Raw genomic sequence first — 23596 nt, 5'->3', positions numbered from 1 at the left:
CTAAGTCAAAATGGACCAACGAACGCTGATCCCCGTAGCGCGCGATTATCTAGTAGCCCGCGTGACAACGCATCAGGGGTAACAAAGTATTTATCGCGAAAATTCCCTGTTTTCAGTCGAAAAGCCCTTAAAAAGATGTTTCAAGCGCTTTCATGTCTGTAACAGGAAGGTTACCGGGCCATCGTTGACCAGGTGCACCTGCATATCCGCGCCGAATCTACCTGATGCCACTGTGCCATGCATCTGTTTCGCTTTGCTTAATAGATAGTCGAATAATTCTTCACCCAGCGCCGGAGGGGCGGCGGTCGAGAAACTCGGGCGCAACCCGCTTTTGGTGTCGGCAGCGAGGGTGAACTGAGAGACCAGCAGCAACCCGCCGCCCACATCCGCCAGGGACAGATTCATCTTGCCCTCCGCGTCACTGAACACTCGATAGTTAAGCAGCTTATGCAGAAGTTTGTCGGCGCTGGCCGGCGTGTCGTCGGGTTCGACCGCCACCAGCACCAATAAACCCTGATCGACACTGCCGACCACCTCTCCCGCCACTTCGACCCGCGCGCCTTTCACGCGCTGCAAAAGACCCTTCATGCTTCTTCGGGCGGCAGGTCGAGCAGACGACGGGCCATTTTGCTGGCGGCGCGCACCAGTGCATCGGTGATGCCCGGCTCGGACGCGGCGTGGCCTGCATCGCGGATCACCTGCAGCTCGCTGTTCGGCCAGGCCTGATGCAGTTCCCAGGCGTTGTCGAGCGGGCAGATCACGTCGTAACGACCATGGATGATCACGCCGGGCAGATGGGCGATCTTGCCCATGTCGCGGATCAGCTGGTTTGGCTCAAGGAACGCATTGTTGGTGAAGTAGTGGCATTCGATCCGCGCGATCGACAAGGCGCGCTGCGGCTCGGAGAAGCGGTCGACCACCAGCGGATTCGGACGCAGGGTCGCGGTGCGCCCTTCCCAGGTCGACCAGGCCTTGGCCGCGTGCATCTGGGCGATCTGGTCGTTGCCGGTCAGGCGTTTGTGGAAAGCGCTGAGCAAGTCATCACGCTCGTCCAGCGGGATCGGCGCGATGTAGTCCTGCCAGTAATCGGGGAACAGACGGCTGGCACCAGCCTGGTAGAACCATTCGATTTCCTGCGGGCGGCAGAGAAAGATCCCACGCAGGATCAGCCCATGCACACGCTCCGGGTGGGTCTGCGCGTACGCCAGCGCCAGGGTCGACCCCCAGGAACCGCCGAACAGCACCCATTTGTCGATGCCCAGGTGTTTGCGGATGCGCTCGAGGTCTTCGACCAGATCCCAGGTGGTGTTGTTTTCCAGGCTGGCGTGGGGCGTGGAGCGACCGCAACCGCGCTGGTCGAAGGTGACAATGCGATACAGGTTCGGATCGAAGTAGCGGCGACTCTGGGCGTCGCACCCGGCGCCGGGACCTCCGTGGATGAACACCACCGGCAAACCTTCCGGTGAACCGCTTTCGTCGACGTACAGTGTATGGGTGTCATCGACGGCCAGATCGTGCCGTGCGTGAGGTTTGATCTGCGGAAACAAAGTCTGCATTGCGCGCTCCGTAAGGGGTCGAGGTCATCCCTGGGGGGACTTCTATTATTCTGCCGTCCGGCATCATAAACCCGATTTACGTCAATGAGCATGCCCGCACGCTGTCACAATTTGTCAGCCATGAACCCCAGCAGGTTCTCAAAGAGACGATCGACCTCGGCGACCTGATGTCGCGCCCGCAGGCAGCCGTGAACCAGCCCTTCGCCGTAATACAGCGCCGCGTCGACGCCCGCTGCGTTAAGCCGTTCGGCGTAGCACACGCCGTCGTCACGCAGCGGATCGAACTGCGCCACGGCGATCCAGGCCGGGGGCAACCCGCTGAAGTCCCCGGCCAGCAACGGCATCGCATAAGCGCTCGGCTTCGCGGTGCCGCGCAGGTACAAGGCGTGATAGCAATCGACATCGCTGCTGGCGAGCAACGGCGCATCGGCGCATTCGCTGCGTGACGCCAACTGCTCGTCGCCTCCCAGCCCCGGATAGATCAAGACCTGCGCGCCCGGCAGCGGCTCGCCGGCATCGCGTAGCGCCAGGCACAGCGCCGCCGCCAGATTGCCGCCGGCGCTGTCGCCCGCCACCAGCATCCGCCCGGGATCGAACCAGAACGGCCCGCTGCGCAAAGCGCGCCAGACGCTCAGGCAATCCTCGAAACCGGCCGGGAACGGATGCTCCGGCGCCAGCCGGTAATCCACCGCCACCACCATTGCCCCGAGCGCCATCGCCATCTCGCAGCAGATGAAGTCATGGGAGTCCAGCCCGCCGACCACCCAACCGCCGCCGTGCAGATACAACACGCACGGCCAGCCACTGGCCGATGGCCGGACAGGCGGGCGATACGAACGCACCGCCACCCCGCTCAACTGGAAATCCACCACTTCCAGACCCGCCGGCCGTTCGGGCGTGAAGGCGCGGCACATGGCGTCGTAGGATTTGCGCAATCCGCCGAGGCTGCTGTCATCGCTGGCAAAGCTTTCGGTGCTGGCGACGAACGCCGCCATCGACAGCGAGAGTGGATAAGTGCCCATCAGTTTTTCAGGCTGGCCTGAACCGTGGCCACGCCGTCCTTGCCGTCGAAACTGCTGACACCCGCCAGCCAGCGTTGCAGGTCTTCGGGATGTTCACGCAGCCAGGTTTTCGCCACTTCCTGAGGCGTTTTGCGCTCCATGATCGGCACCATCAACTGGCTTTCCTGGGCGGCGGTGAAGGTCAGGTTTTCCAGCAGTCGATGGACGTTCGGGCAGCGCTCGGCGTAGTCCGGCGCGGTGACGGTGGAAACGGTGGCGGCGCCTTCGTTGGGGCCGTAGACGTCTTCGCTGCCGGTCAGGTAGGTGATCTTCATGTTGATGTTCATCGGGTGCGGGGTCCAGCCGACGAATACCACGAACTCTTTGCGGTTCACCGCTCGCTGCACGGCGGCGAGCATGCCGGCCTCACCGGATTCGATGATCTTGAAATCCTTCAGGCCGAAGTGGTTGGTTTCGATCATGGTCTTGATCGTGGTGTTGGCGCCGCTGCCGGGCTCGATGCCGTAGATCTTGCCGCCGAGCTGATCCTTGAATTTTGCAATGTCGCCGAAGGTTTTCAGCCCTGCCGCCGCGACGTAGTCCGGCACTGCCAGCGTCGCCTGTGCGTCGGCCAGGCTTGGTTTGTCCATGACCTTGACCTGATTGGCGGCGAGGAACGGTGCGATGTTCTTGTCCATCGCCGGTTTCCAGTAACCGAGGAAGATATCGAGGCGCTTGTCGCGGATGCCGGCGAAGATGATTTGCTGCACGGCGCTGGTCTGTTTGCTTTCGTAGCCGAGGCCGTTGAGCAACACGTCGGCCATGCCGCTGGTGGCGATCACGTCGGTCCAGTTGACCACGCCCATGCGCACGGTTTTGCAGGATGCATCGTCGGAAGCCATGGCGCCGGCGCTGAGCAGCGCACTGCCGGTAAGAATTAACGCACAACGAGTGAACAGTCTTTTCATGTGGGATCGTCTCGTGCGGCAGCGGGTTATTGTTCGGATCGGTGTCTTCTTGCACCGTGGCCGAAACATTACGCAGCAGACGAGCGGGAAAAGCGAACTGTGGCGACCGGGATTTGCACGGTGGCGACTGTTTGGCTGCGCCCTTCAGCCAGATCGTTCCCACGCTCTGCGTGGGAATGCAGCCCGTGACGCTCTGCGTCACTGGACACGGAGCGTCCCTAGAGGCATTCCCACGCGGACGGTTCGACGCCTCGACGTGGGAACGATCAGAAGGGTTAGGCGCTGTAGTGGTTTTTGCCCCAGGCGAGCAGCCCTTGCAGCAGCTCCTTCAACACCCCCCGCGTCGGCTCCGCCAGATCGGCGCGGTAGCGGAACGGTTCGAACTCTTCCATATACGTGCACTGGCCCAGCTCCAGTTGCACGGCGTGGATGTTCTCGGCCGGGTTGCCGTAGTGACGGGTAATGTGGCCGCCCTTGAAGCGTCCGTTCAGCACATGGCTGTAAGCGTCGTGGCGTGCACAGATCGCTTCCAGTTGCGTGGCCAGTTGTGGATCGCAGCTGGCGCCGTTGAAGGTGCCGAGGTTGAAGTCCGGCAGCTTGCCGTCGAACAGGTGCGGGATGATCGAACGGATCGAATGCGCATCGAACAGCAGCGCGTAACCGAACTCGGCCTTCAGCCGCGCCAGCTCTTCCTGCAGGGTGCGGTGGTACGGCGTCCAGATCTGCTCCAGGTACGTCGCACGCTCTTCTTTCGACGGCTCCTTGCCTTCCTTGAACAACGGAATGCCATCGAACAGCGTCGCCGGGTACAGACCGGTGGTGGCGCCGGCGTAGAGCGGTTTGTCGTCGGACGGCCGGTTCAGGTCGATGACGAATCGCGAGTATTCGGCCGCCAGCGTGCTGGCGCCCAGTTCGGCGGCGAAATCGTAGAGCTGCGGAATGTGCCAGTCGGTGTCCGGCAGGCTTTTCGCGTCCGCGATCAACCCGGCCTCGACCGCCGGGGTCAGGCGCACACCGGCGTGGGGCATGCTGATCAGCAGCGGCACGCGACCTTGTTTGAAGTTCAGAACCTTATCCACAACCGCTCTCCTACAGACTTGATTCAACGCCGTGACGCACGACGCGTTTGTCCAGTTCACCACCCAGCCAGTACGCCAGGTCCGCCGGGCGATCGATCTGCCAGGCGACAAAATCCGCGACCTTTCCGGCTTCCAGTGAGCCGTGGGTATGAGCCATGCCCAAAGCTTGCGCCGCGTGAATCGTGGCGCCGGCCAAGGCTTCTTCCGGGGTCATGCGGAAACAGGTGCAGGCCATGTTCAGCATCAAACGCAACGACAGCGCCGGCGAGGTGCCGGGGTTGAGGTCGCTGGCGATGGCGATTTTCACTTTGTGTTTGCGCAGGGCTTCCATCGGCGGCAACTGGGTTTCGCGCAGGAAGTAGAACGCGCCCGGCAACAGCACCGCGACGGTGTCGGACTCGGCCATGGCGATGGCGTCGGCTTCATCCATGAACTCCAGGTGATCGGCGGACAACGCGTGGTAACGCGCGGCGAGGCTGGAACCGTGCAATGACGACAATTGTTCGGCGTGCAGCTTCACCGGCAGCCCGAGTTTTTGCGCGGCGATGAACACCCGCTCGACTTGTTCCGGGGAGAACGCCAGGTATTCGCAGAACGCATCCACCGCATCCACCAGGCCTTCGGCGGCCAGCGCGGGAAGCATCTCGGCGCAGATGTGATCGATGTAATCGTCGGCGCGGTCCTTGTATTCCGGCGGCAAGGCGTGAGCGGCCAGGCAGGTGCTGCGCACGCTGATCGGCAGCTCGGCGGCGAGGCGACGGATGACCCGCAAAATCTTGCGCTCGCTGGCCAGATCGAGGCCGTAGCCGGATTTCATTTCGACCGTGGTCACGCCGTCACGCATCAGGCTTTTCAGGCGTTTGGCGGCGCTGGCGAACAGCTCGTCTTCCGAGGCTTCACGGGTGGCGCGCACGGTGCTGGCGATGCCGCCACCGGCTGCTGCGATCTCGGCGTAGCTGACGCCTTGCAGGCGCTTCTCGAATTCGCCGCTGCGGTTGCCGCCGAACACGGTGTGGGTGTGGCAGTCGATCAGGCCGGGGGTGACCCACGCGCCTTGCAGGTCATTGACCGCCGGGTATTCGCCTGACGGCAATTGGCTGCGCGGGCCGATCCACTCGATGAGTGCACCGGACGTCACGATGGCCGCATCCTCGATGATCGAGTAGACGCCTTGCGCCATGGTTGCGACGTGGCAGTGTTGCCAGAGGGTTTTCATCCCAAGTCCTCGTCTTGTGATCGTTCCCACGCTCTGCGTGGGAATGCCTCAAGGGACGCTCCGCGTCCAGTGACGCGGAGCGTCACGGGCTGCATTCCCACGCGGACGGTTCGACGCCTCGACGTGGGAACGATCAGTGGTGGGGTTAAAGGCTCGGCAGCAGTTTCGCCGGAACCAGCTCAGTCAGAACCCGCGAAGCCAGCAACTCGGTCGCCGCATTGATGTCCGGCGCGAAGAAGCGGTCTTTCTCGTAGAACGGCACTTCGCGACGCAGAATCCCTCGGGCCTGTTCCAGTTTGGTCGAAGTCTTCAGGCCGTTGCGCAGGTCCAGGCCCTGCACCGCCGCCAACCATTCCACCGCGAGAATGCCGCGCGTGTTCTCGGCCATTTCCCACAGGCGCTTGCCGGCGGCCGGGGCCATCGACACGTGGTCTTCCTGGTTGGCGGAGGTCGGCAGGCTGTCCACCGAATGCGGATGGGACAGCGCCTTGTTTTCGCTGGCCAGGGCCGCAGCGGTCACCTGGGCGATCATGAAGCCGGAGTTCACGCCGCCATTGGCCACCAGGAACGGCGGCAGTTGCGACATGTGTTTGTCCATCATCAGCGAGATACGGCGCTCGCTGAGGGAGCCGATTTCGGCAATGGCCAGGGCCATGTTGTCAGCGGCCATGGCCACTGGTTCGGCGTGGAAGTTGCCGCCGGAGATCACGTCGCCTTCGGCCGCGAACACCAGCGGGTTGTCGGATACGGCGTTGGCTTCGACAGCCAGCACTTCGGCGGCCTGGCGGAACTGGGTCAGGCACGCGCCCATGACTTGCGGCTGACAACGCAGCGAGTACGGGTCCTGAACCTTTTCGCAGTTCTGGTGCGAGTCGGAGACTTCGCTGCGCTCGCCCAGCAGATCGCGGTAAGCGGCAGCGGCGTCGATCTGGCCTTTCTGGCCACGAGCAGCGTGGATGCGTGCGTCGAACGGCGAGCGCGAACCGAGCACCGCTTCCACCGTCAGACCGCCCAGCGCCAGTGCGCCGGCGAACAGGTCTTCACCTTCGAACAGACCACGCAACGCGAATGCGGTGGAAACCTGAGTACCGTTGAGCAGCGCCAGACCTTCTTTCGCCGCCAGGGTCAGCGGGGTCAGACCGGCGACTTTCAGCGCTTCGGTCGCTTCCATCCACTCGCCCTTGTAGCGCGCCTTGCCCTCGCCCAACAGCACCAGCGACATGTGCGCCAAAGGCGCGAGGTCACCGGAGGCACCGACCGATCCTTTCAATGGAATGTGCGGATAGACCTCGGCGTTGATCAGGGCGATCAGCGCATCGATCACCACCCGACGGATCCCGGAGAAACCACGGCTGAGGCTGTTGACCTTGAGCACCATGATCAGGCGCACCAGCTCATCGCTGATCGGCTGGCCGACACCCGCGGCGTGGGACAGCACCAGCGAGCGCTGGAGGTTTTCCAGGTCTTCGCTGGCGATGCGGGTCGAGGCCAGCAGGCCGAAACCGGTATTGATGCCGTAGGCGGTGCGGTTTTCCGCGAGGATCTGCTCGACGCAGGCCACGCTGGCTTCGATCTGCGCGCTGGCGCTGTTGTCGAGGGTCAGCTTGACCGGGTTCTGATAAACGTCACGCAGTTGGGCCAGGCTCAGTTGGCCGGGGATCAGGTTCAGCGCAGTCATTTAAATGCTCCTTTTGAGGCATTGTTATTAACTACCAGTCGCTCCGGAGCATTCCGTTATCCGTCGCCTCTCGTCTTTTGGACGATCCGCGCCTTGGCACGCTGGTATGGGTAGTTGTCAGTGCAAATTCGGTAATGCGTTGTGTATCAGATCCGTGTCTTTCAGAACGCTTGCAGTTGCGGCGATATCCGGCGCCAGCCAGCGGTCCTGATCGTAGGCCGGGACCTTCTCGCGCAGCAGTCGCCAGGCGGTATCGGTGCCCGCGCCGAAGCGCTGCTCCTTGAGGAATTCAAACGCCTGGGCCGCCAGCAGGTACTCGATGGCGAGGATCTGCGTGCAGTTTTCCAGCGCGCGGTGCAGCTTCAGCGCGGCGTTGGTGCCCATGCTCAGATGGTCTTCCTGCAAGCCCGAGGTGACGTAGTTGTCGAGTACCGCCGGCTGCGCCAACTGGCGGTTTTCCGCGCACAGCGAAGCGGCGACGTATTGCACGATCATCATCCCGGAGTTCACCCCCGGATTGGCCACCAGAAACGCCGGCAGACCGCTGACGTGCGGGTTGATCAAACGGTCCAGACGCCGCTCGGCAATCGAGCCGATTTCGGCCATTGCAATCGCCAGCAAATCCGCCGCCAGCGCCACCGATTGACCGTGCGGGTTGGCCTGGGACATCACCCGGAAGTCATCCGGCGTGCCCAGCAGCAACGGGTTGTCGGTGCAGCCGTTAAGTTCGGTTTCGATCTGCTTGATCGCGTGTTCCAGTTGATCGCGCGCAGCACCGTGCACCTGCGGGATCGAGCGGATGCTCAAGGCATCCTGCGTGCGAATGCCTTTGCTGGCGGCGATCACTTCGCTGCCATCGAGCAAGGCGCGCAGATTGACGCCCACCTGCTGCATGCCCGGATGCGGCTTGAGCGCGATGATCTCGGCATCGAACGCGGCGATCTGGCCGCGCTGGGCTTCAAAGCTCATTGCGCCGATCACGTCGGCCCATTGCACCAGACGCGTGGCGTCGGCAATCGCCAGGCAACCGAGGCCGGTCATGCACGGCGTACCGTTGACCAGGCACAGGCCGTCCTTCGCCCCGAGCTGAACCGGTTGCAGACCCTCTTCGGCCAGCGCCTGCTGCGCGGACACCACTTGCCCGCGATAGCTGACATTGCCCACGCCCAGCAGCGCGATGCCGATGTGCGCCATGTGGGTCAGGTAACCCACCGAGCCCTGCGACGGCACTTGCGGGGTGATGCCGCGATTGAGCAGCGCCAGCAGCGCTTCGACCACTCGGCGATGAATGCCGGATTTGCCGTGGCTGTAGTTGCGGATCGCAGCGCACATGATTGCCCGGGTCTGCTCGTCGGCCAGTACCGGGCCGACGCCGCAGGCATGGCTGAGCAAGGTGTTGCGCGACAGCTGACTGAGCTGCTCGTCTTTCAGCGAAACGTTGCACAGCGCACCGAGACCGGTGTTCACGCCATAGGCGCGTTCGCCGCTGGCGACGATGCGCTGGACGATGCCCTGCGCGTTTTCAATGCGCGCCCAGGTCTGCGCCGACAGCTCGAGCTGCGCGCCGTGACGGGCGACTGCGACCACATCCTGCCAACGCATCGGAGCGTCGGCGATAACGATTTTTTCAGCCTGGGACATCTAAAACCTCTTGGACTTGATCGTTCCCATGCTCTGCGTGGGAATGCCGCTTGGGACGCTCCGCGTCCCGCTCTCAACGCAAGACTGGAGTCCTGCGCAATGGTGACGCGGAGCGTCACGGGATGCATTCCCACGCAGAGCGTGGGAACGAGCCTGCCGTAAACCTTTAAACCACCGCCGCCCGCCGCTGCACGAAGCGGTCGACATACTCGTCCGCCGGCGAATGCAGGATCTCTTTCGGCGTGCCGACCTGGATCAGGCGGCCGTCCTTGAGGATCGCGATGCGGTTGCCGATGCGCACGGCCTCGTCGAGGTCGTGGGTGATGAAGACGATGGTCTTGTGCAGGGTCTTTTGCAGCTCCAGCAACTGGTCCTGCATCTCGGCACGGATCAGCGGATCCAGCGCACTGAACGCTTCGTCCATCAGGATGATGTCGGTGTCCGCCGCCAGGGCGCGGGCCAGGCCCACACGCTGGCGCATGCCGCCGGAGAGCTGGTGCGGGTATTTGTTTTCGTAGCCCTTGAGGCCCACGGTGTTGATCCAGTGCAGCGCGCGTTCGGCGCACAGCTGCTTGCTCTCGCCGCGTACTTTCAGGCCATAGGCGACGTTGTCGAGCACGGTCTTGTGCGGCAGCAGGCCGAAGCTCTGGAACACCATGCTGATCTTGTGCCGGCGAAATTCGCGCAGGGCTTCCATGTCGTATTGCAGGATGTCCACACCGTCCACCAGGATTGCGCCACTGGTCGGGTCGATCAGGCGGTTGAAGTGGCGCACCAGGGTCGACTTGCCGGAGCCGGACAGGCCCATGATCACGAAGATCTCGCCGGTACCGATGCTCAGGGACAAGTCATTGACCCCGACCACGCAACCGGTTTCGTTCAGCACCTGATCCTTGGTCTTGCCCTGGCCGACCATCGCCAGGGCGTCCTTGGCGCGGTTGCCGAAAATCTTGAAGACGTTTTTGACTTCGATCTTGCTCACGGTTGCGTTGCTCATTTGCTCACCTCATGCCGTGGCCGACCATACGCCTGGGTAATGCGGTCGATGACCACTGCGAGAATCACGATCGCCAGACCGGCTTCAAGACCGCGTCCGACGTTGAGGGTCTGAATGCCCACCAGCACATCTTCACCCAGGCCACGGGCGCCGATCATCGAGGCGATCACCACCATCGACAGGGCCATCATGGTGGTCTGGTTGATCCCGGCCATGATGCTCGGCAGGGCCAGCGGCAGTTGCACGCCGAACAGTTGCTGCCAGCGGTTGGCGCCGAAGGCGTTGATGGCTTCCATCACTTCGCCGTCGACCTGGCGGATGCCCAGATCGGTCAGGCGGATCAGCGGCGGTGCGGCGTAGATCACGGTGGCGAAAATCGCCGGCACCTTGCCCAGGCCGAACAGCATCAGCACCGGAATCAGGTACACGAAGCTCGGCATGGTCTGCATGATGTCGAGCAGCGGCATCAGCACCGAACGCAGGCGATTGCTGCGCGCCGAGAGAATCCCCAGCGGTACGCCGATCAGCACCGAAATGACCGTCGCCACCATCATCAGCGCGAGGGTCTGCATCAACTTGTCCCACAGACCGACAGCGCCGACCAGGAACAACAGACCGACGATCACCGCGGTGGTCACGACCTTGCGCGTGGCGTGCCAGGCCACGACGCCAACGATGGCCAGCATCAACCACCACGGTGCGGCGCGCAGCAAGCCTTCAAGATTGACGATGGCCCACAGCAGGGTGTCGGAGATATGGCGGAACACATCGCCGTAGTTGGTGACCAGTGCATCGACCCAACCGTTGACCCAGTCGGCGATGGAAAAGGTAAAGCTTTCGGGAAACATAAGCGGCTCTCAATCAGGAAACTCAATCAAGCGATTGCGGCGAACACCCCGGCCAGCCTCTCGGTTGGCCGGGAGGAATTCGACCTACAGCGCCGCGTCGATTTTCTTGGCAGCGTCTTCACTCACCCACGCATGCCAGACCTCAGGATGTTCCTTGAGGAAGATTTTCGCCAGTTTTGGCGACTCGATACGTTCCTTCGCCATGCGGCCCAGGTTCTGGTTCAGCAGGTCGATCGGCAGGTTGACCTTTTCCAGCACGGCCACCAGTTCCGGCGCTTGCTCGTGGAAGGTTTTGGACAGACCGACCTTGATGGTCACGGTCTTGTCGACGCCCGCTTTTTCTTCCAGTTTCACCGCGTCGATCTGGCCCATCAGCGGGGTTGGCGACCAGTAGTAGAACAGGATCGGCTCGCCACGCTTGTAGCTCGACAGCACGGCCGCATCCAGCGCTGGACCTGTGCCCGGACGGAAGTTGGTGTAGCTGTTTTCCAGGCCGTAGCTTTTCAGCATTTCGCTGTTGTCCAGCTCGCAGGTCCAGCCGGCCGGGCAGTTGTAGAAGCGGCCCTTGGAAGGCTCTTCGGCGTCCTTGAAGACGGCGGCGTATTTGCCCAGGTCGGCGATGTTTTTCAGGTCAGGCGCCTTGGCTTCCAGCTTGCGCTTGGCGTCGCCTTCGATCACGTAGCGCGGCACGTACCAGCCTTCGATCGCACCCACCACCGGCGCCCCGACACCGACGACCTTGCCGGCCTTCTCGGCCTTGTTCCAGACCTCGCTGCGGCCGACCCATTCTTCGGCGAATATCTGGATGTCGTTGCTGCTCAGGGCGTTTTCCATGGTGATGGAGTTGCCCGGCAGGCTGTCGGTCTTGCAGTCGTAACCTTTCTCCAGCACCACCTGCAGAACGTCGGTCAGCAGCATGCCGCTTTCCCAGTTCAGGCCGGCGAATTTCACCGGTTTGCCGGACTCGCACCAGCCGGCTGCCTGGGTCGCGCCGGCGCTGGCCAGCAGGCCCATGGAAAGCAATGTGGTCAGCAGGGTCTTGTTCGATTTCATTGTTGTGACGCTCCTAATCATGAATTGGCTTACGGCAGTCAAGAGGCATCCAGCCCTGTCCACGTCCAAATCAGGCCTGCGCCGCAGCGCGACCGGCCCCGCTTGTTTTAGGTTGTACAACGCTGTCCTGCTCGACGGGCAGAATCAGTCGATCGGGTACGGTGCCGTGCCATTTTTTCGCGCAGACGTAGTACAGCGCTGCGGGCAGCACGAGACCGATGATCCAGGAAATATCCACATCCCCCAGGGCCGCTACCAATGGACCGGTATAGAACTTGGTGGAAATGAACGGCAGTTGCACCAGCACCCCGAACACATAAACGCTGATACCGAGGAGGTTCCAGCGGCCGTAGCGACCGTTCGGATCCGCCAGCGCCGGTACGTCATAGCGCTCGCGGGTGATGCAGTAGTAGTCCACCAGGTTGATCGCGCTCCACGGCGTGAAGAACGCCAGCAGGAACAGGATGAAGGACTTGAACGCACCGAGGAACGAGTGCTGGCCAAGCAGCGCGATCAGGGTCGCCGCGCCGACGATCACCAGTACGAACACCAGACGCTGCATGCGCGAAACCTGCAAGTTGCCACGGAAGCCGCTGATGATGGTCGCGATGCACATGAAGCTGCCGTAGGAGTTCAGGGTGGAGATGGTGACCTTGCCGAACGCGATGCTGAAATACAGCAGCGCGGCGGTGGCACCGGTCCCGCCCAGACCGACGATGTAAGCGACTTCATGACCGGCGAATTGCCCGTTGGCCGAAGCGGCCGCGAACACACCGAGGATCATCGCGACCTGTGCGCCAATCACCGAACCGGCACCGGCGGCGAAGAAGGTTTTCACCGAAGACACCTTGCTCGGCAGGTAACGCGAGTAGTCCGCCACGTACGGGCCGAAAGCGATCTGCCAGGAGGCCGCGAGCGACACCGCCAGCAGGAAACTGCTCCAGCTGAAGTGACGGATTTCCAGAAGTGCACCGACGTCCACCTGACTCATCAGACGGCTGAACAGGTACACGAAAGCAATCACGCCAATGACACTGGCGATGCGGCCGATCCAGTGAATCACCCGATAGCCAAGTACCGTGACCACGACGATGACGCTGGCGAAAAGCAGGATGCCAACGGTGTCGCTGACCCCGAACAACTGGCCCAGCGCCTGACCGGACAACACGGTCCCGGTGGCGGTGAAGCCCAGGTACATCAGGCACACCAGCACGATCGGAATCGCCGCGCCGTAGACGCCGAACTGCACCCGGCTGGAAATCATCTGCGGCAGGCCAAGCTTCGGCCCTTGCGCCGCGTGCAGCGCCATCACCCCGCCGCCCAGCAGTTGACCGATCAGCAGACCGATCAACGACCAGAACACATCGCCGCCCAGCACCACGGCCAGGGCCCCGGTGACAATCGCGGTGATTTGCAGGTTGGCACCCATCCACAGGGTGAACTGACTGAACAGACGACCGTGTCTTTCCGCTTCCGGGATGTAGTCGATCGAACGCCTTTCGATCAACGGTTTACTGCCTGCACGATCGGTGTTGCCCGCCATGATTCAACCTCTGTGGATTGTTTTAATTGTTCACTAAGCTTCTGTAGGACCGCTTTTCTGTGGGAGCGAGCTTGATCGCGAAAGCGATTTGTCAGTCAGCACAGATACTGAATGTGCCGGCCTCTTCGCGAGCAAGCTCGCTCCCACATAAAGCCAAAGCCTTTTATTTGCCGGTGATCATCGGCAGGTTCAGCCCTTGTTCCTTGGCGCAGTCGATGGCGATCTGGTAACCGGCATCGGCGTGACGCATGACGCCGGTGCCCGGGTCGTTGTGCAGGACGCGAGCGATACGCTCGGCCGCTTCGTCAGTACCGTCGCAGACAATCACCATGCCCGAGTGCTGGGAGAAGCCCATGCCGACGCCGCCGCCGTGGTGCAGGGACACCCAGGTCGCACCGCTCGCGGTGTTCAACAGAGCATTGAGCAGCGGCCAGTCGGAGACTGCATCGGAGCCATCCTGCATCGATTCGGTTTCACGGTTCGGGCTGGAGACCGAGCCGGAGTCGAGGTGGTCGCGACCGATCACGATCGGAGCCGACAGCTCGCCGCTGCGGACCATTTCGTTGAACGCCAGACCGAGCTTGGCGCGCAGGCCCAGGCCGACCCAGCAGATACGCGCCGGCAGACCCTGGAAGCTGATGCGCTCGCGCGCCATGTCCAGCCAGTTGTGCAGGTGGGCGTCGTCCGGGATCAGTTCTTTGACTTTGGCGTCGGTCTTGTAGATGTCCTGCGGATCACCGGACAGCGCAGCCCAGCGGAACGGGCCGATGCCACGGCAGAACAGCGGACGGATGTAGGCCGGTACGAAGCCCGGGAAATCGAATGCGTTTTCGACGCCTTCTTCCTGAGCCATCTGACGGATGTTGTTGCCGTAGTCGAAGGTCGGCACGCCCATTTTCTGGAAGTCGAGCATGGCTTTGACGTGAACGGCCATCGATTGCTTGGCGGCCTTGACCACAGCGGCTGGCTCGGTCTTGGCGCGAGCGCGGTATTCGTCCCAGGTCCAGCCGGCCGGCAGGTAACCGTTGAGCGGGTCGTGGGCGCTGGTCTGGTCGGTGACCATGTCCGGGCGCACGCCGCGACGGACCAGTTCCGGGAGGATTTCAGCCGCGTTACCCAGCAGCGCGATGGAGATCGCCTTGCCTTCTTTGGTGTATTTGGCGATGCGGGCCAGGGCGTCGTCGAGGTCAGTGGCTTGCTCATCGACATAACGGCTTTTCAGGCGGAAATCGATGCTGACCTGCTGGCATTCGATGTTCAGCGAGCAGGCACCGGCGAGGGTCGCGGCCAGTGGCTGGGCGCCGCCCATGCCGCCGAGGCCGGCGGTCAGTACCCACTTGCCGGTGAGGTTGTCGTTATAGTGCTGGCGACCGGCTTCAACGAAGGTTTCGTAGGTGCCCTGGACGATGCCCTGGCTGCCGATGTAGATCCAGCTGCCGGCGGTCATCTGGCCGTACATGGCCAGGCCTTTGGCGTCGAGTTCGTTGAAGTGTTCCCAGGTCGCCCAGTGTGGCACCAGGTTGGAGTTGGCGATCAGTACGCGCGGGGCGTTGCTGTGGGTCTTGAACACGCCGACCGGCTTGCCCGATTGCACCAGCAGGGTTTCGTCTTCGTTGAGGTTGGTCAGGCTCTCGACGATCTTGTCGTAGCATTCCCAGTTACGCGCAGCGCGACCGATGCCACCGTAAACCACCAGCTCTTTCGGGTTCTCGGCGACTTCCGGGTCGAGGTTGTTCATCAGCATGCGCAGCGGCGCTTCGGTCAGCCAGCTCTTGGCGGTCAGCTTGTTGCCGCGGGCGGCACGGATTTCGACGTCACGAAACTTAGTGGTTTTGTTGTCAGTCACGAAAAAGACTCCTCAGCGATCAATTCAAACCAACCCTGGCAGTGGGCAAGCAGCCTGTGCGCATCAGTGCGCGACAAGCGAATCAGTGGACGCTGCGGAGAGTCTCGATCGACTCATACGCATACGTCTTTACTTGTACATACAAGCATATGCAATCGAGCGGCCAACTTGTTGGAGGGTCGTTCAACAAAAATCCCGGACAGGGCTGGAGAACGCCTGAATCAAGGGCTCTGGCGTTCATGAAATTTTTCGCGGGGTGGATTGAGGGCAGCGAGCGGTTGTTACGAAAGCGTGGTTTTGCGCCACGCTGGGGCGTTCGGTAACAAGTTGGTGCGCATTTCGGGAACGTCGGGACGAAAAAAAACCGCTGCTTTCAAAGCAGCGGTTTTTGATCGTTCCCACGCAGAGCGTGTGAAGGAATCAGCGTGGGGACAGTTCGATCACGCAGCAGCCGGCATTGACGGCGATCTCGGTCAAACCGGTGTTACCGCCCAGTTGCAGGCAGTCATGACGGCCGAGTTGCGACGCACTGTCACCGACCGTGACCTCCAGCAATTCGCTGACGCTGAAGACCAGCACGGTGCTTGCCGAACTGAAAAACCGCTGTTCGCCGTCCAGCCATTGCAGGCGTGCGCTGTAACGCTGGGGCGAGTAGATCAGGTTGAAGTCGCGGATTGCGCCGCCGAGCAAGGTGCAGGACACCTGGCTTTCGCCGCTGAAGGCAAACGGGTCGAGGGGTAACAACGGCCGGGTATCGTCGCCGTCGACACACAGGGTCATGCCGTCGCCCTGCAATACCGTGATGACCCGCTGGTAACCGGCGAAGGTCGAAAAGCCGCCGGATTCGGCAATGTCGGCAATCGACAGGCGCCAGCCAAAACCGTCGAGGCCGGCGCCGGTGTCACGGGTGATTTCCTCGGTGCTGCCGCCGCCGTTTTTCCACGGCATGCGCGGGTAGCCTTCGGCGCGTAATACCTTTAACTCTTTCATTTATGAAACCGACCTTCCAGACGATGACGGGAACCGGGGTGAATCAGGCGCGCCGCCGTCACCGGCTGACGACCCGACCACGTACGCCGGCGGATCAACAGGCAAGGCTCGCCTTTTTCGATCTGCAGCAATTTGCATTCGGACGCTTCGGCGAGGATCGCTTCGACCACGTGCTCGCCTTCGGTCAACGGGGCGACCTGGTTCAGATAGGCGTAAGGCGTCTGCAGGGTGAAGTCCTGCTTGAGGTATTCCGGGGCGACCAGCGCGTTGACGAAGCGGTCTTCGATCTGCACCGGAATGTCGTTTTCGTAATGCACGATCAGCGAGTGAAAGACCTTCTGACCTTCGCGCATGTCCAGCGCCAGCGCGCGCTCGGAACCGGCGGCCTCTTCTTCCAGGGTGATTACCTGACAGGTGTGGCGATGGCCACGGGAGGCGATTTCGTCGGCGATGTTGTGCACTTCGAACAGCGCGGACTGGCTCTTCGGTTCAGCAACGAAAGTGCCGACGCCTTGCATGCGTACCAGCAGACCGTCGGCGGTCATTTCCCGCAGCGCGCGGTTGATGGTCATGCGGCTGAAGCCCAACTGGCTGACCAGCTCGCTTTCCGACGGCACGCGGTAATGCGGCGGCCAGTTACCGCTGTCGATCTGCTGGGTGATCATCTGTTTGACGCGGGCGTACAAGGGCGCCGGACTGTCGCCCATGTTCGCGGCCAACGGGGAGACTGGAGGCGGAGTCGGCACGGTGGATCCCTGTTCATTGGATGAAAGTTGCTAGCTTGCCGGAGTTTACCGGGCAGGCAAACGTCTGTATATGTATATACAAATAACACACGATGGGGTGCTGAACCATGTCCGCCTTCTTTGCCGAACGCGCGCTGCTGCCTAACGGATGGGCCAACAATGTACGTCTCGAGGTCAGCGCCGATGGCGTGTTGACCCGAATCCAGGCCGATTCCACCGCAGATGACGCCGAACGGCTGAGCGGTCCGCTGCTGCCGGGGATGCCGAATCTGCACTCCCACGCGTTCCAGCGAGCGATGGCGGGACTTGCAGAAGTGGCCGGCAATCCCAACGACAGTTTCTGGACCTGGCGCGATCTGATGTACCGGCTCGTCGGAAAAATCAGCCCCGACCAGCTCGGTGTGATTGCCCGTCAGCTGTACATCGAAATGCTCAAGGCCGGTTACACCTCGGTCGCCGAATTCCATTACGTCCACCACGATTACAACGGCCAGCCTTACGCCGACCCGGCCGAACTGGCGTTACGCATCAGCCAGGCGGCCAGCTCCGCCGGCATCGGCCTGACGCTGTTGCCGGTGCTCTACAGCCACAGCGGTTTCGGCGGCCAGACGCCGAACGAAGGCCAGCGCCGTTTCATCAACAGCACCGAAAACTACCTGAAGCTGCAATCGCGCCTGCAACCCCTGCTGGCGCAGCAAAAGGCGCAGTCGCTGGGCCTGTGCTTCCACTCGTTGCGCGCGGTCACGCCACAGCAGATCAGCGAAGTGCTGGCAGCCAGCGACCAGCAATGCCCGGTGCACATCCACATCGCCGAACAGCAGAAGGAAGTCGACGACTGCCTGAGCTGGAGCGGTCGTCGTCCGCTGCAATGGCTGTACGAAAACACCGAAGTCGATCAGCGCTGGTGCCTGGTCCACGCGACTCACGCCAATCCGGAAGAAGTCACGCTGATGGCCAAGAGTCGCGCCATCGCCGGCCTGTGCCTGACCACCGAGGCCAACCTCGGCGACGGGATTTTCCCGGCGGTGGATTTCCTCGCTCAGGGCGGGCGCATGGGCATCGGCTCCGACAGCCATGTGTCGTTGAGCGTGGTGGAAGAACTGCGCTGGCTGGAATACGGTCAGCGCCTGCGCGATCAGCGGCGCAACCGCTTGTATGGCGCGGATCAGCCGATGGTCGGCCGTACGCTGTATGACGCGGCGCTGGACGGTGGTGCTCAGGCCTTGGGCCAGCCGATCGGCGCGCTGGAAGTCGGCAAGCGTGCCGACTGGATTGTGCTCGATGGCAACGATCCGTATCTGGCCACGGCCAGCGGTGACGGGATTCTCAATCGCTGGCTGTTTGCCGGTGGCGATCGTCAGGTACGCGACGTGCTGGTCAATGGTCAGTGGGCTGTGCGCGAGGGGCGACATGCCGGGGAGGAGGACAGCAATCGCGCCTTCACCCAGGTCCTGCGAGAGCTTTTGGGCTGACACAAACCTCTGTTACTGATCGTTCCCACGCTCTGCGTGGGAATGCAGCCCGGGACGCTCCGCGTCCCGAAAGCGGACGCAGAGCGTCCATTGAGGCATTCCCACGCGGAGCGTGGGAACGATCAGAACAGGAGACATCAGTTGGACGTCTTGGCCATCTGCTGATCCGACGTGCGCCAGATCAGGCGCGTAGTGTCATAACCCTGCTGACGCGCCTTGCTCAGCAGTTCCTCACGCACCACGCCGTTGACGGTCGGCGTGCGGGACAACAGCCACAGGTAGCGACGACTCGGGTCGCCCACGAGCGCGGTCTTGTAGTCATCGCTGACGTACAGCACCCAGTATTGCCCCTTCGCCACACCCGGAATCAGGCGCGAAAACCAGGTATCGAACTCGACCCACAGCTTGTCGGTCTTGCCCGGCACCTGTGGATAAGCCGTGCCTTTGACTTCTTCCCACTGCCAGTCCGCCGTCAGGCAGCGGTTGTACACCGCGACATTGCCGTCGGGCTTGAGGGAGTAACGGGCTTCGGATTGCGCGCAATTGCGCTGGAAATACATCGGCAGACGCGCCAGTTCGTACCAGGTGCCCTGGTAACGCTTGAGATTGACACTGTTGACCGTCTTCGGCGCCAGCGGATCTTCACCGGACGTGGCGCAGCCGGCCAATACCAGGCCGGCCAAAAGGACAAGCAATAACCGCTTCATTGTTTTTCTCCCGTGGGCGCGTAGCCCCGGTTTACTTCAGGCCTTGGCCGGAAAACATCAGCACTTTGTCACCGGCGTACTGCACGCTGATAAAGCTGTTCTTGTCGCCCCAGGTGCAACTGGACATGCCGAGCGCGCCCGAGCAATCGGTGGGCTTGCCAAGCAGTGTCTCCACTTCGGCCTTGGCCATGCCGGCCGAGAGCTTCGAATAGTTTTCCTGATTGACCTTGCTGCATGCGGCCAACAGCACGCAAAACGACAGCAGGGCGATAGATCGCAGCGACATGGTGTAACTCCTGGAACGGAAGGGGGATGGCATGGCGCCAACCAGAAGCTTAGAAGAGAAAACCCCTGTCTGGTTCCCTGGGAGGCTGGCTATTTGTTAGCCCGCTCGTCCGGCTTTCGCCGGTAAATCAGACAGTTTGTAAGGCTATTGAGCATTTCGTCGTATTTCGCAAAAGGCGCCTAATCTTTGGCGCGCCGCGGTCGAAATAAGAGCAGCGCAAAGCCCGATAGTGTGGCAAATTGCCGCCCTTTCTTGACCAGCCCCTTCGCGGTAGCTCACTTAATGACCAGAAACATGAAATTCAGCCACAAGATCTTGTTGGCTGCCGCCCTCGTGGTGGCCGTTGCGTTCGCCTGTTTCATTTTGTTCAACGACTATCGCCAGCGCGAAGCCCTGCAAAGCAGTACCGAAGCGTCGATGCAGGAACTGGGCAGCCTGACCACCAGCAACATCCAGACCTGGCTGGAAAGCCGCATCCAGTTGCTGCAATCGATGGCGCAACAGGTTGTCGCCGACGGCAACGCCCCGGCCAGCCTGAAACGCATTATCGACCTGCCCGCCTACACCGGCAATTTCCAGCTCAGCTACTTCGGCGGCGCCGACGGCGTGATGTTTTCGGTCCCGGCCGGCAACCGCGCACCGGATTACGATCCGCGCGCCCGTGGCTGGTACAAGGCGGCCAATGCTGCGCAACAGACCATCGTCACCGAACCGTACATCGCCGCCTCGTCGGGCAAACTGGTGATTACCGTCGCCACCCCGGTGCAGCGCCAAGGCCAGATGATCGGTGTGGCCGGCGCCGACATTGACCTGTCGAGTGTCAGCGCGATCATCAACTCGCTGAACTTCGGCGGCCACGGTCACGCGTTCATCGTCGGCGCCGACGGCAAAATCCTGATCCACCCGGACAGCAAACTGGTGCTCAAGACCCTGGCCGAGGCCTATCCCAACGGTGCGCCGAAAGTCAGCCCGGGCCTGAAAGAAGTCGAGTTCGACGGCAAGACCCAGCTGATCTCCTTCACCCACGTCAACGGCGTGCCCTCGGCCGACTGGTACGTGGCGCTGGTGCTGGACAAGGACACCGCGTTTTCGATGCTCAGCGAATTCCGCACTTCGGCGCTGATCGCCATGGTCATCGCCGTGGTAATCATCATCGCCCTGCTCGGCATGCTGATCCGCGTGCTGATGCAGCCGTTGCTGACCATGGGCCGCGCCATGCACGACATCGCCGAAGGCGAAGGTGACCTGACCAAACGCCTGACCATTCACGGCAACGATGAGTTCGGCGCACTGGGCACCTCTTTCAACCGTTTCGTCGAGCGCATTCACACTTCGATCCGCGAAGTGTCGTCGGCCACCGGCCAGGTCAACGAAGTCGCCCTGCGCGTGGTCGCGGCGTCGAACTCGTCGATGTTCAACTCCGACCAGCAAGCCTCGCGCACCAACAGCGTGGCCGCCGCGATCAACCAGCTCGGCGCCGCCGCCCAGGAAATCGCCCAGAACGCTGCCCTCGCCTCGCAACATTCCAGCGACGCGCGCAGCCTGGCCGAAGACGGCCAGCAGGTTGTGGATAAAACCATCCACGCCATGCAGCAACTGTCGGCGAAGATCAGCGACTCCTGCGGCAACATCGAAACCCTGAACAGCAACACCGTGAACATCGGGCAGATTCTGGAAGTGATCACCAGCATCTCCCAGCAGACCAACCTGCTGGCGCTCAACGCCGCCATCGAAGCGGCTCGTGCCGGTGAGGCCGGTCGTGGTTTCGCCGTGGTGGCCGACGAAGTACGCAACCTGGCGCACCGCACCCAGGATTCGGCGCAGCAAGTGCAGAAGATGATTGAAGAGCTGCAAGTCGGCGCGCGTCAGGCGGTCGGCATCATGACCGAGAGCCAGCGTGAGAGCGAAAGCAGCGTCGGCATCGCTAACCAGGCCGGCGAACGCCTGGGCAGCGTGACCCAGCGTATCGGCGAGATCGACGGCATGAACCAGTCGGTAGCGACGGCGACGGAAGAGCAGACGGCGGTGGTCGAGTCGATCAACGTTGATATCAACGAGATCAACACGCTGAACCAGGAAGGTGTGGAGAACTTGCAGGCGACGTTGCGGGCTTGTGCGGATCTGGAGCAGCAGGCTGCGCGGTTGAAGCAGTTGGTAGGCAGCTTCAGGATTTAAGGCGCTCTCACTGATCTCTTCGCGGGCCTTTCTGCGAAGAGGTCAGTCGTCTTGATACTGATTCAGAAACTCGACCCTGGTTGCGAAAGAAACACCAACTCCTCCGCCGTAGACTCCCGCCCCAACACCGCATTGCGATGCGGAAACCGCCCAAACCGCGCAATCACCTTCTGATGCCGCTCGGCATAATCCAGGTTGTCGGCAAACACCCCGCGCTCCGCTTCCGGCTGTTCAGCCACCAGTTCGATGAATCGCGAAACCGCTTCATTCTGCACCGCGAGGTTTTCGCAGTGTTCGAAGACGAGGTAGATGAAGAGTCGCTGGATCGGTTTCAACTGCCGATCGAAGTCTGCAGCAATCCCCTGGGCAACCAGTTTCTGCGCCCGTAGATCACCGGAAAAAGCCTTGGGCGTATCGCGAAAGATCATTCGCGGGAGTTGGTCGAGCAACAGCACCACCGCCAGCCAACCATCGGGACGTTGCGTCCACTCGGTCAATTCGCCAGCGAGGGCCTGATCGACAAAGACCCCGAAACGCTCACGCGCTTCGAGGTCCTGGCTGTCTTTCTTGCCGAACCACAACCCGCCCTGTTGCGCCGTCACTTCAGTAGCCGATTCGGAGTGACCGAACCACCAATCGAGCAACGGCTGCCAGGGCGCGTTCATGGTTTATTCCTTGTGGTAAGCCGTGGCGCGGGCGACTTCTTCTTTCGAGCCGAGGAACACCGCTACGCGCTGGTGCAGGCCTTCAGGCTTGATGTCGAGAATGCGCTGGTGACCGTCGGTGGAAGCGCCGCCAGCCTGTTCCACCAGGAACGACATCGGGTTGGCTTCGTACATCAGACGCAGTTTGCCCGGCTTGGACGGCTCGCGGCTGTCGCGCGGGTACATGAACAGACCGCCACGGGTCAGGATGCGGTGCACGTCGGCAACCATCGCCGCGACCCAGCGCATGTTGTAGTTCTTTTTCAGCGGACCTTCTTCACCGGCCAGCAGTTCCGAAACGTAGCGCTGTACCGGAGCTTCCCAGTGACGCTGGTTGGACATGTTGATGGCGAATTCCTGGGTGGACTCAGGAATGGTGATGTCTTCGTGGGTCAGGACGAAGCTGCCCATTTCGCGGTCCAGGGTGAAGCCTTTGACACCGTGGCCCAGGGTCAGCACCAGCATGGTTTGCGGACCGTAGATGGCATAACCGGCGGCAACCTGCTGAGTGCCTGGCTGCAGGAAGGCCTTTTCATCCAGCGCTTCGTTCTGGCTCAGGTATTCGTTCGGGCAACGCAGCACGGAGAAGATGGTGCCGACCGGAGCGTTGATGTCGATGTTCGACGAACCGTCCAGCGGGTCGAATACCAGCAGGTAGGCGCCTTTCGGGTATTTGCCCGGGATCTGGTAGGCATTGTCCATTTCTTCGGACGCCATGCCGGCCAGGTGACCGCCCCACTCGTTGGCTTCGAGCAGGATTTCGTTCGACAGCACGTCGAGCTTCTTCTGCACTTCGCCTTGCACGTTTTCTGTGCCCATGCTGCCCAGAACACCGCCCAGGGCGCCTTTGGACACGGCGTGGCTGATTTCTTTACAGGCGCGCGCCACCACTTCGATCAGGAAACGCAGATCGGCAGGAGTGTTGTTGCTGCGGGTCTGCTCAATCAAATAGCGACTCAGGGTAACGCGGGACATGGACGGCTCCGGTGGAATGGGGGGCTAAAAACCCGCGCAGTTTACAGGGAGTCTGAAACCGTAGCGAGCAATGACGCCCGGTAACGTGCGTCGGGTGCAATTCCTGCTATCAGAC

General features: G+C 61.8%; 21 protein-coding genes. 2 read left to right on the top strand and 19 right to left on the bottom strand.

Going from position 1 to position 23596, the window contains the following annotated elements; translation table 11 throughout:
- Window positions 1-150 precede the first annotated feature (150 nt).
- The 15 genes from dtd to hutC all read right to left on the bottom strand — a co-directional run bounded on the left by dtd (window position 151) and on the right by hutC (window position 17123).
- On the bottom strand, window positions 151-588 hold the full coding sequence (gene dtd, locus LOY31_RS01905) for a D-aminoacyl-tRNA deacylase (RefSeq protein WP_064592873.1): 438 nt from the start codon (window positions 586-588) through the stop codon (window positions 151-153).
- Window positions 585-1556: a prolyl aminopeptidase gene (gene pip, locus LOY31_RS01900; protein WP_085608396.1), complete on the bottom strand. Its 972-nt coding sequence runs from the start codon at window positions 1554-1556 to the stop codon at window positions 585-587. The genes dtd and pip overlap by 4 nt, the downstream gene beginning before the upstream one ends.
- Before the next feature lie 104 nt (window positions 1557-1660).
- Window positions 1661-2578 (bottom strand): alpha/beta hydrolase, encoded by a 918-nt coding sequence (locus tag LOY31_RS01895; RefSeq protein ID WP_258712757.1) that lies wholly within the window; start codon window positions 2576-2578, stop codon window positions 1661-1663.
- Entirely contained in the window at window positions 2578-3525 is a 948-nt protein-coding gene (locus LOY31_RS01890) for a choline ABC transporter substrate-binding protein (RefSeq protein ID WP_085608394.1), read from the bottom strand. Before LOY31_RS01890 ends, LOY31_RS01895 begins: the two co-directional genes overlap by 1 nt.
- Window positions 3526-3800: 275 nt before the next feature.
- On the bottom strand, window positions 3801-4604 hold the full coding sequence (hutG, locus tag LOY31_RS01885) for an N-formylglutamate deformylase (RefSeq protein WP_258712756.1): 804 nt from the start codon (window positions 4602-4604) through the stop codon (window positions 3801-3803).
- A 10-nt stretch (window positions 4605-4614) separates the two neighbouring features.
- Window positions 4615-5820, bottom strand: coding sequence for an imidazolonepropionase (gene hutI, locus LOY31_RS01880; protein WP_085608392.1), 1206 nt, complete (start codon window positions 5818-5820; stop codon window positions 4615-4617).
- 145 nt (window positions 5821-5965) lie between these two features.
- Window positions 5966-7498 (bottom strand): histidine ammonia-lyase, encoded by a 1533-nt coding sequence (gene hutH, locus LOY31_RS01875; RefSeq protein WP_007952448.1) that lies wholly within the window; start codon window positions 7496-7498, stop codon window positions 5966-5968.
- Window positions 7499-7615: 117 nt separating this feature from the next.
- Window positions 7616-9139 (bottom strand): histidine ammonia-lyase, encoded by a 1524-nt coding sequence (gene hutH, locus LOY31_RS01870; RefSeq protein WP_258712755.1) that lies wholly within the window; start codon window positions 9137-9139, stop codon window positions 7616-7618.
- Window positions 9140-9305: 166 nt separating this feature from the next.
- On the bottom strand, window positions 9306-10136 hold the full coding sequence (locus LOY31_RS01865) for a glycine betaine/L-proline ABC transporter ATP-binding protein (RefSeq protein ID WP_052266509.1): 831 nt from the start codon (window positions 10134-10136) through the stop codon (window positions 9306-9308).
- Complete coding sequence (locus tag LOY31_RS01860; RefSeq protein WP_007952475.1) at window positions 10133-10984, bottom strand: proline/glycine betaine ABC transporter permease; 852 nt, start codon at window positions 10982-10984, stop codon at window positions 10133-10135. Before LOY31_RS01860 ends, LOY31_RS01865 begins: the two co-directional genes overlap by 4 nt.
- 84 nt (window positions 10985-11068) lie before the next feature.
- On the bottom strand, window positions 11069-12037 hold the full coding sequence (locus LOY31_RS01855) for an ABC transporter substrate-binding protein (RefSeq protein WP_007952476.1): 969 nt from the start codon (window positions 12035-12037) through the stop codon (window positions 11069-11071).
- 70 nt (window positions 12038-12107) lie between these two features.
- Window positions 12108-13580, bottom strand: a complete 1473-nt coding sequence (locus tag LOY31_RS01850; RefSeq protein WP_221533641.1) for a cytosine permease — start codon at window positions 13578-13580, stop codon at window positions 12108-12110.
- Between the two features lie 163 nt (window positions 13581-13743).
- A complete protein-coding gene (gene hutU, locus LOY31_RS01845; protein ID WP_221533640.1) occupies window positions 13744-15426 on the bottom strand; it encodes a urocanate hydratase in 1683 nt (560 codons plus the stop codon).
- Window positions 15427-15846: 420 nt separating this feature from the next.
- Window positions 15847-16416 (bottom strand): HutD family protein, encoded by a 570-nt coding sequence (locus LOY31_RS01840; RefSeq protein WP_221533639.1) that lies wholly within the window; start codon window positions 16414-16416, stop codon window positions 15847-15849.
- Entirely contained in the window at window positions 16413-17123 is a 711-nt protein-coding gene (gene hutC, locus LOY31_RS01835; RefSeq protein WP_170844914.1) for a histidine utilization repressor, read from the bottom strand. The genes LOY31_RS01840 and hutC overlap by 4 nt, the downstream gene beginning before the upstream one ends.
- Window positions 17124-17269: 146 nt before the next feature.
- On the opposite strand from hutC, the gene LOY31_RS01830 reads away from it, so the two are divergent.
- On the top strand, window positions 17270-18634 hold the full coding sequence (locus LOY31_RS01830) for a formimidoylglutamate deiminase (protein WP_221533635.1): 1365 nt from the start codon (window positions 17270-17272) through the stop codon (window positions 18632-18634).
- A 137-nt stretch (window positions 18635-18771) separates the two neighbouring features.
- Here LOY31_RS01830 and LOY31_RS01825 read toward each other — a convergent pair whose 3' ends face one another.
- Both LOY31_RS01825 and LOY31_RS01820 read right to left on the bottom strand, forming a co-directional pair.
- Window positions 18772-19341, bottom strand: a complete 570-nt coding sequence (locus LOY31_RS01825) for a lipocalin family protein (protein ID WP_007952485.1) — start codon at window positions 19339-19341, stop codon at window positions 18772-18774.
- 31 nt (window positions 19342-19372) lie between these two features.
- Window positions 19373-19627, bottom strand: a complete 255-nt coding sequence (locus tag LOY31_RS01820; protein ID WP_007952486.1) for a hypothetical protein — start codon at window positions 19625-19627, stop codon at window positions 19373-19375.
- A gap of 282 nt (window positions 19628-19909) precedes the next feature.
- On the opposite strand from LOY31_RS01820, the gene LOY31_RS01815 reads away from it, so the two are divergent.
- A complete protein-coding gene (locus LOY31_RS01815) occupies window positions 19910-21802 on the top strand; it encodes a methyl-accepting chemotaxis protein (protein ID WP_218887838.1) in 1893 nt (630 codons plus the stop codon).
- 62 nt (window positions 21803-21864) lie between these two features.
- Here LOY31_RS01815 and LOY31_RS01810 read toward each other — a convergent pair whose 3' ends face one another.
- Together LOY31_RS01810 and LOY31_RS01805 are read right to left on the bottom strand one after the other, a co-directional pair.
- Entirely contained in the window at window positions 21865-22467 is a 603-nt protein-coding gene (locus tag LOY31_RS01810; protein WP_221533634.1) for a DUF924 family protein, read from the bottom strand.
- A gap of 3 nt (window positions 22468-22470) precedes the next feature.
- Window positions 22471-23481, bottom strand: coding sequence for a class 1 fructose-bisphosphatase (locus LOY31_RS01805; protein WP_007952492.1), 1011 nt, complete (start codon window positions 23479-23481; stop codon window positions 22471-22473).
- Window positions 23482-23596 lie beyond the last annotated feature (115 nt).

Source organism: Pseudomonas sp. B21-021, assembly GCF_024749205.1.
In the GTDB taxonomy this organism is placed as follows: Bacteria; Pseudomonadota; Gammaproteobacteria; order Pseudomonadales; family Pseudomonadaceae; genus Aquipseudomonas; species Aquipseudomonas paraglycinae.
The sequence above is the reverse complement of the archived record's forward strand: the minus strand, read 5'-3'. Positions and strand labels throughout refer to the sequence as shown.

Bases quoted from the DNA above. Each gene is read 5' to 3' on its own strand.
- LOY31_RS01810 (WP_221533634.1), bottom strand. From the start codon at position 22,467: ATGAACGCGCCCTGGCAGCCGTTGCTCGATTGGTGGTTCGGTCACTCC.
- hutH (WP_258712755.1), bottom strand. From the start codon at position 9,139: ATGTCCCAGGCTGAAAAAATCGTTATCGCCGACGCTCCGATGCGTTGG.
- LOY31_RS01855 (WP_007952476.1), bottom strand. From the start codon at position 12,037: ATGAAATCGAACAAGACCCTGCTGACCACATTGCTTTCCATGGGCCTG.
- hutC (WP_170844914.1), bottom strand. From the start codon at position 17,123: ATGGGCGACAGTCCGGCGCCCTTGTACGCCCGCGTCAAACAGATGATC.
- LOY31_RS01890 (WP_085608394.1), bottom strand. From the start codon at position 3,525: ATGAAAAGACTGTTCACTCGTTGTGCGTTAATTCTTACCGGCAGTGCG.
- LOY31_RS01850 (WP_221533641.1), bottom strand. From the start codon at position 13,580: ATGGCGGGCAACACCGATCGTGCAGGCAGTAAACCGTTGATCGAAAGG.
- pip (WP_085608396.1), bottom strand. From the start codon at position 1,556: ATGCAGACTTTGTTTCCGCAGATCAAACCTCACGCACGGCACGATCTG.
- dtd (WP_064592873.1), bottom strand. From the start codon at position 588: ATGAAGGGTCTTTTGCAGCGCGTGAAAGGCGCGCGGGTCGAAGTGGCG.
- LOY31_RS01865 (WP_052266509.1), bottom strand. From the start codon at position 10,136: ATGAGCAACGCAACCGTGAGCAAGATCGAAGTCAAAAACGTCTTCAAG.
- LOY31_RS01825 (WP_007952485.1), bottom strand. From the start codon at position 19,341: ATGAAGCGGTTATTGCTTGTCCTTTTGGCCGGCCTGGTATTGGCCGGC.
- LOY31_RS01840 (WP_221533639.1), bottom strand. From the start codon at position 16,416: ATGAAAGAGTTAAAGGTATTACGCGCCGAAGGCTACCCGCGCATGCCG.
- hutI (WP_085608392.1), bottom strand. From the start codon at position 5,820: ATGAAAACCCTCTGGCAACACTGCCACGTCGCAACCATGGCGCAAGGC.
- LOY31_RS01820 (WP_007952486.1), bottom strand. From the start codon at position 19,627: ATGTCGCTGCGATCTATCGCCCTGCTGTCGTTTTGCGTGCTGTTGGCC.
- LOY31_RS01860 (WP_007952475.1), bottom strand. From the start codon at position 10,984: ATGTTTCCCGAAAGCTTTACCTTTTCCATCGCCGACTGGGTCAACGGT.
- hutH (WP_007952448.1), bottom strand. From the start codon at position 7,498: ATGACTGCGCTGAACCTGATCCCCGGCCAACTGAGCCTGGCCCAACTG.
- LOY31_RS01815 (WP_218887838.1), top strand. From the start codon at position 19,910: ATGACCAGAAACATGAAATTCAGCCACAAGATCTTGTTGGCTGCCGCC.
- LOY31_RS01805 (WP_007952492.1), bottom strand. From the start codon at position 23,481: ATGTCCCGCGTTACCCTGAGTCGCTATTTGATTGAGCAGACCCGCAGC.
- LOY31_RS01895 (WP_258712757.1), bottom strand. From the start codon at position 2,578: ATGGGCACTTATCCACTCTCGCTGTCGATGGCGGCGTTCGTCGCCAGC.
- LOY31_RS01830 (WP_221533635.1), top strand. From the start codon at position 17,270: ATGTCCGCCTTCTTTGCCGAACGCGCGCTGCTGCCTAACGGATGGGCC.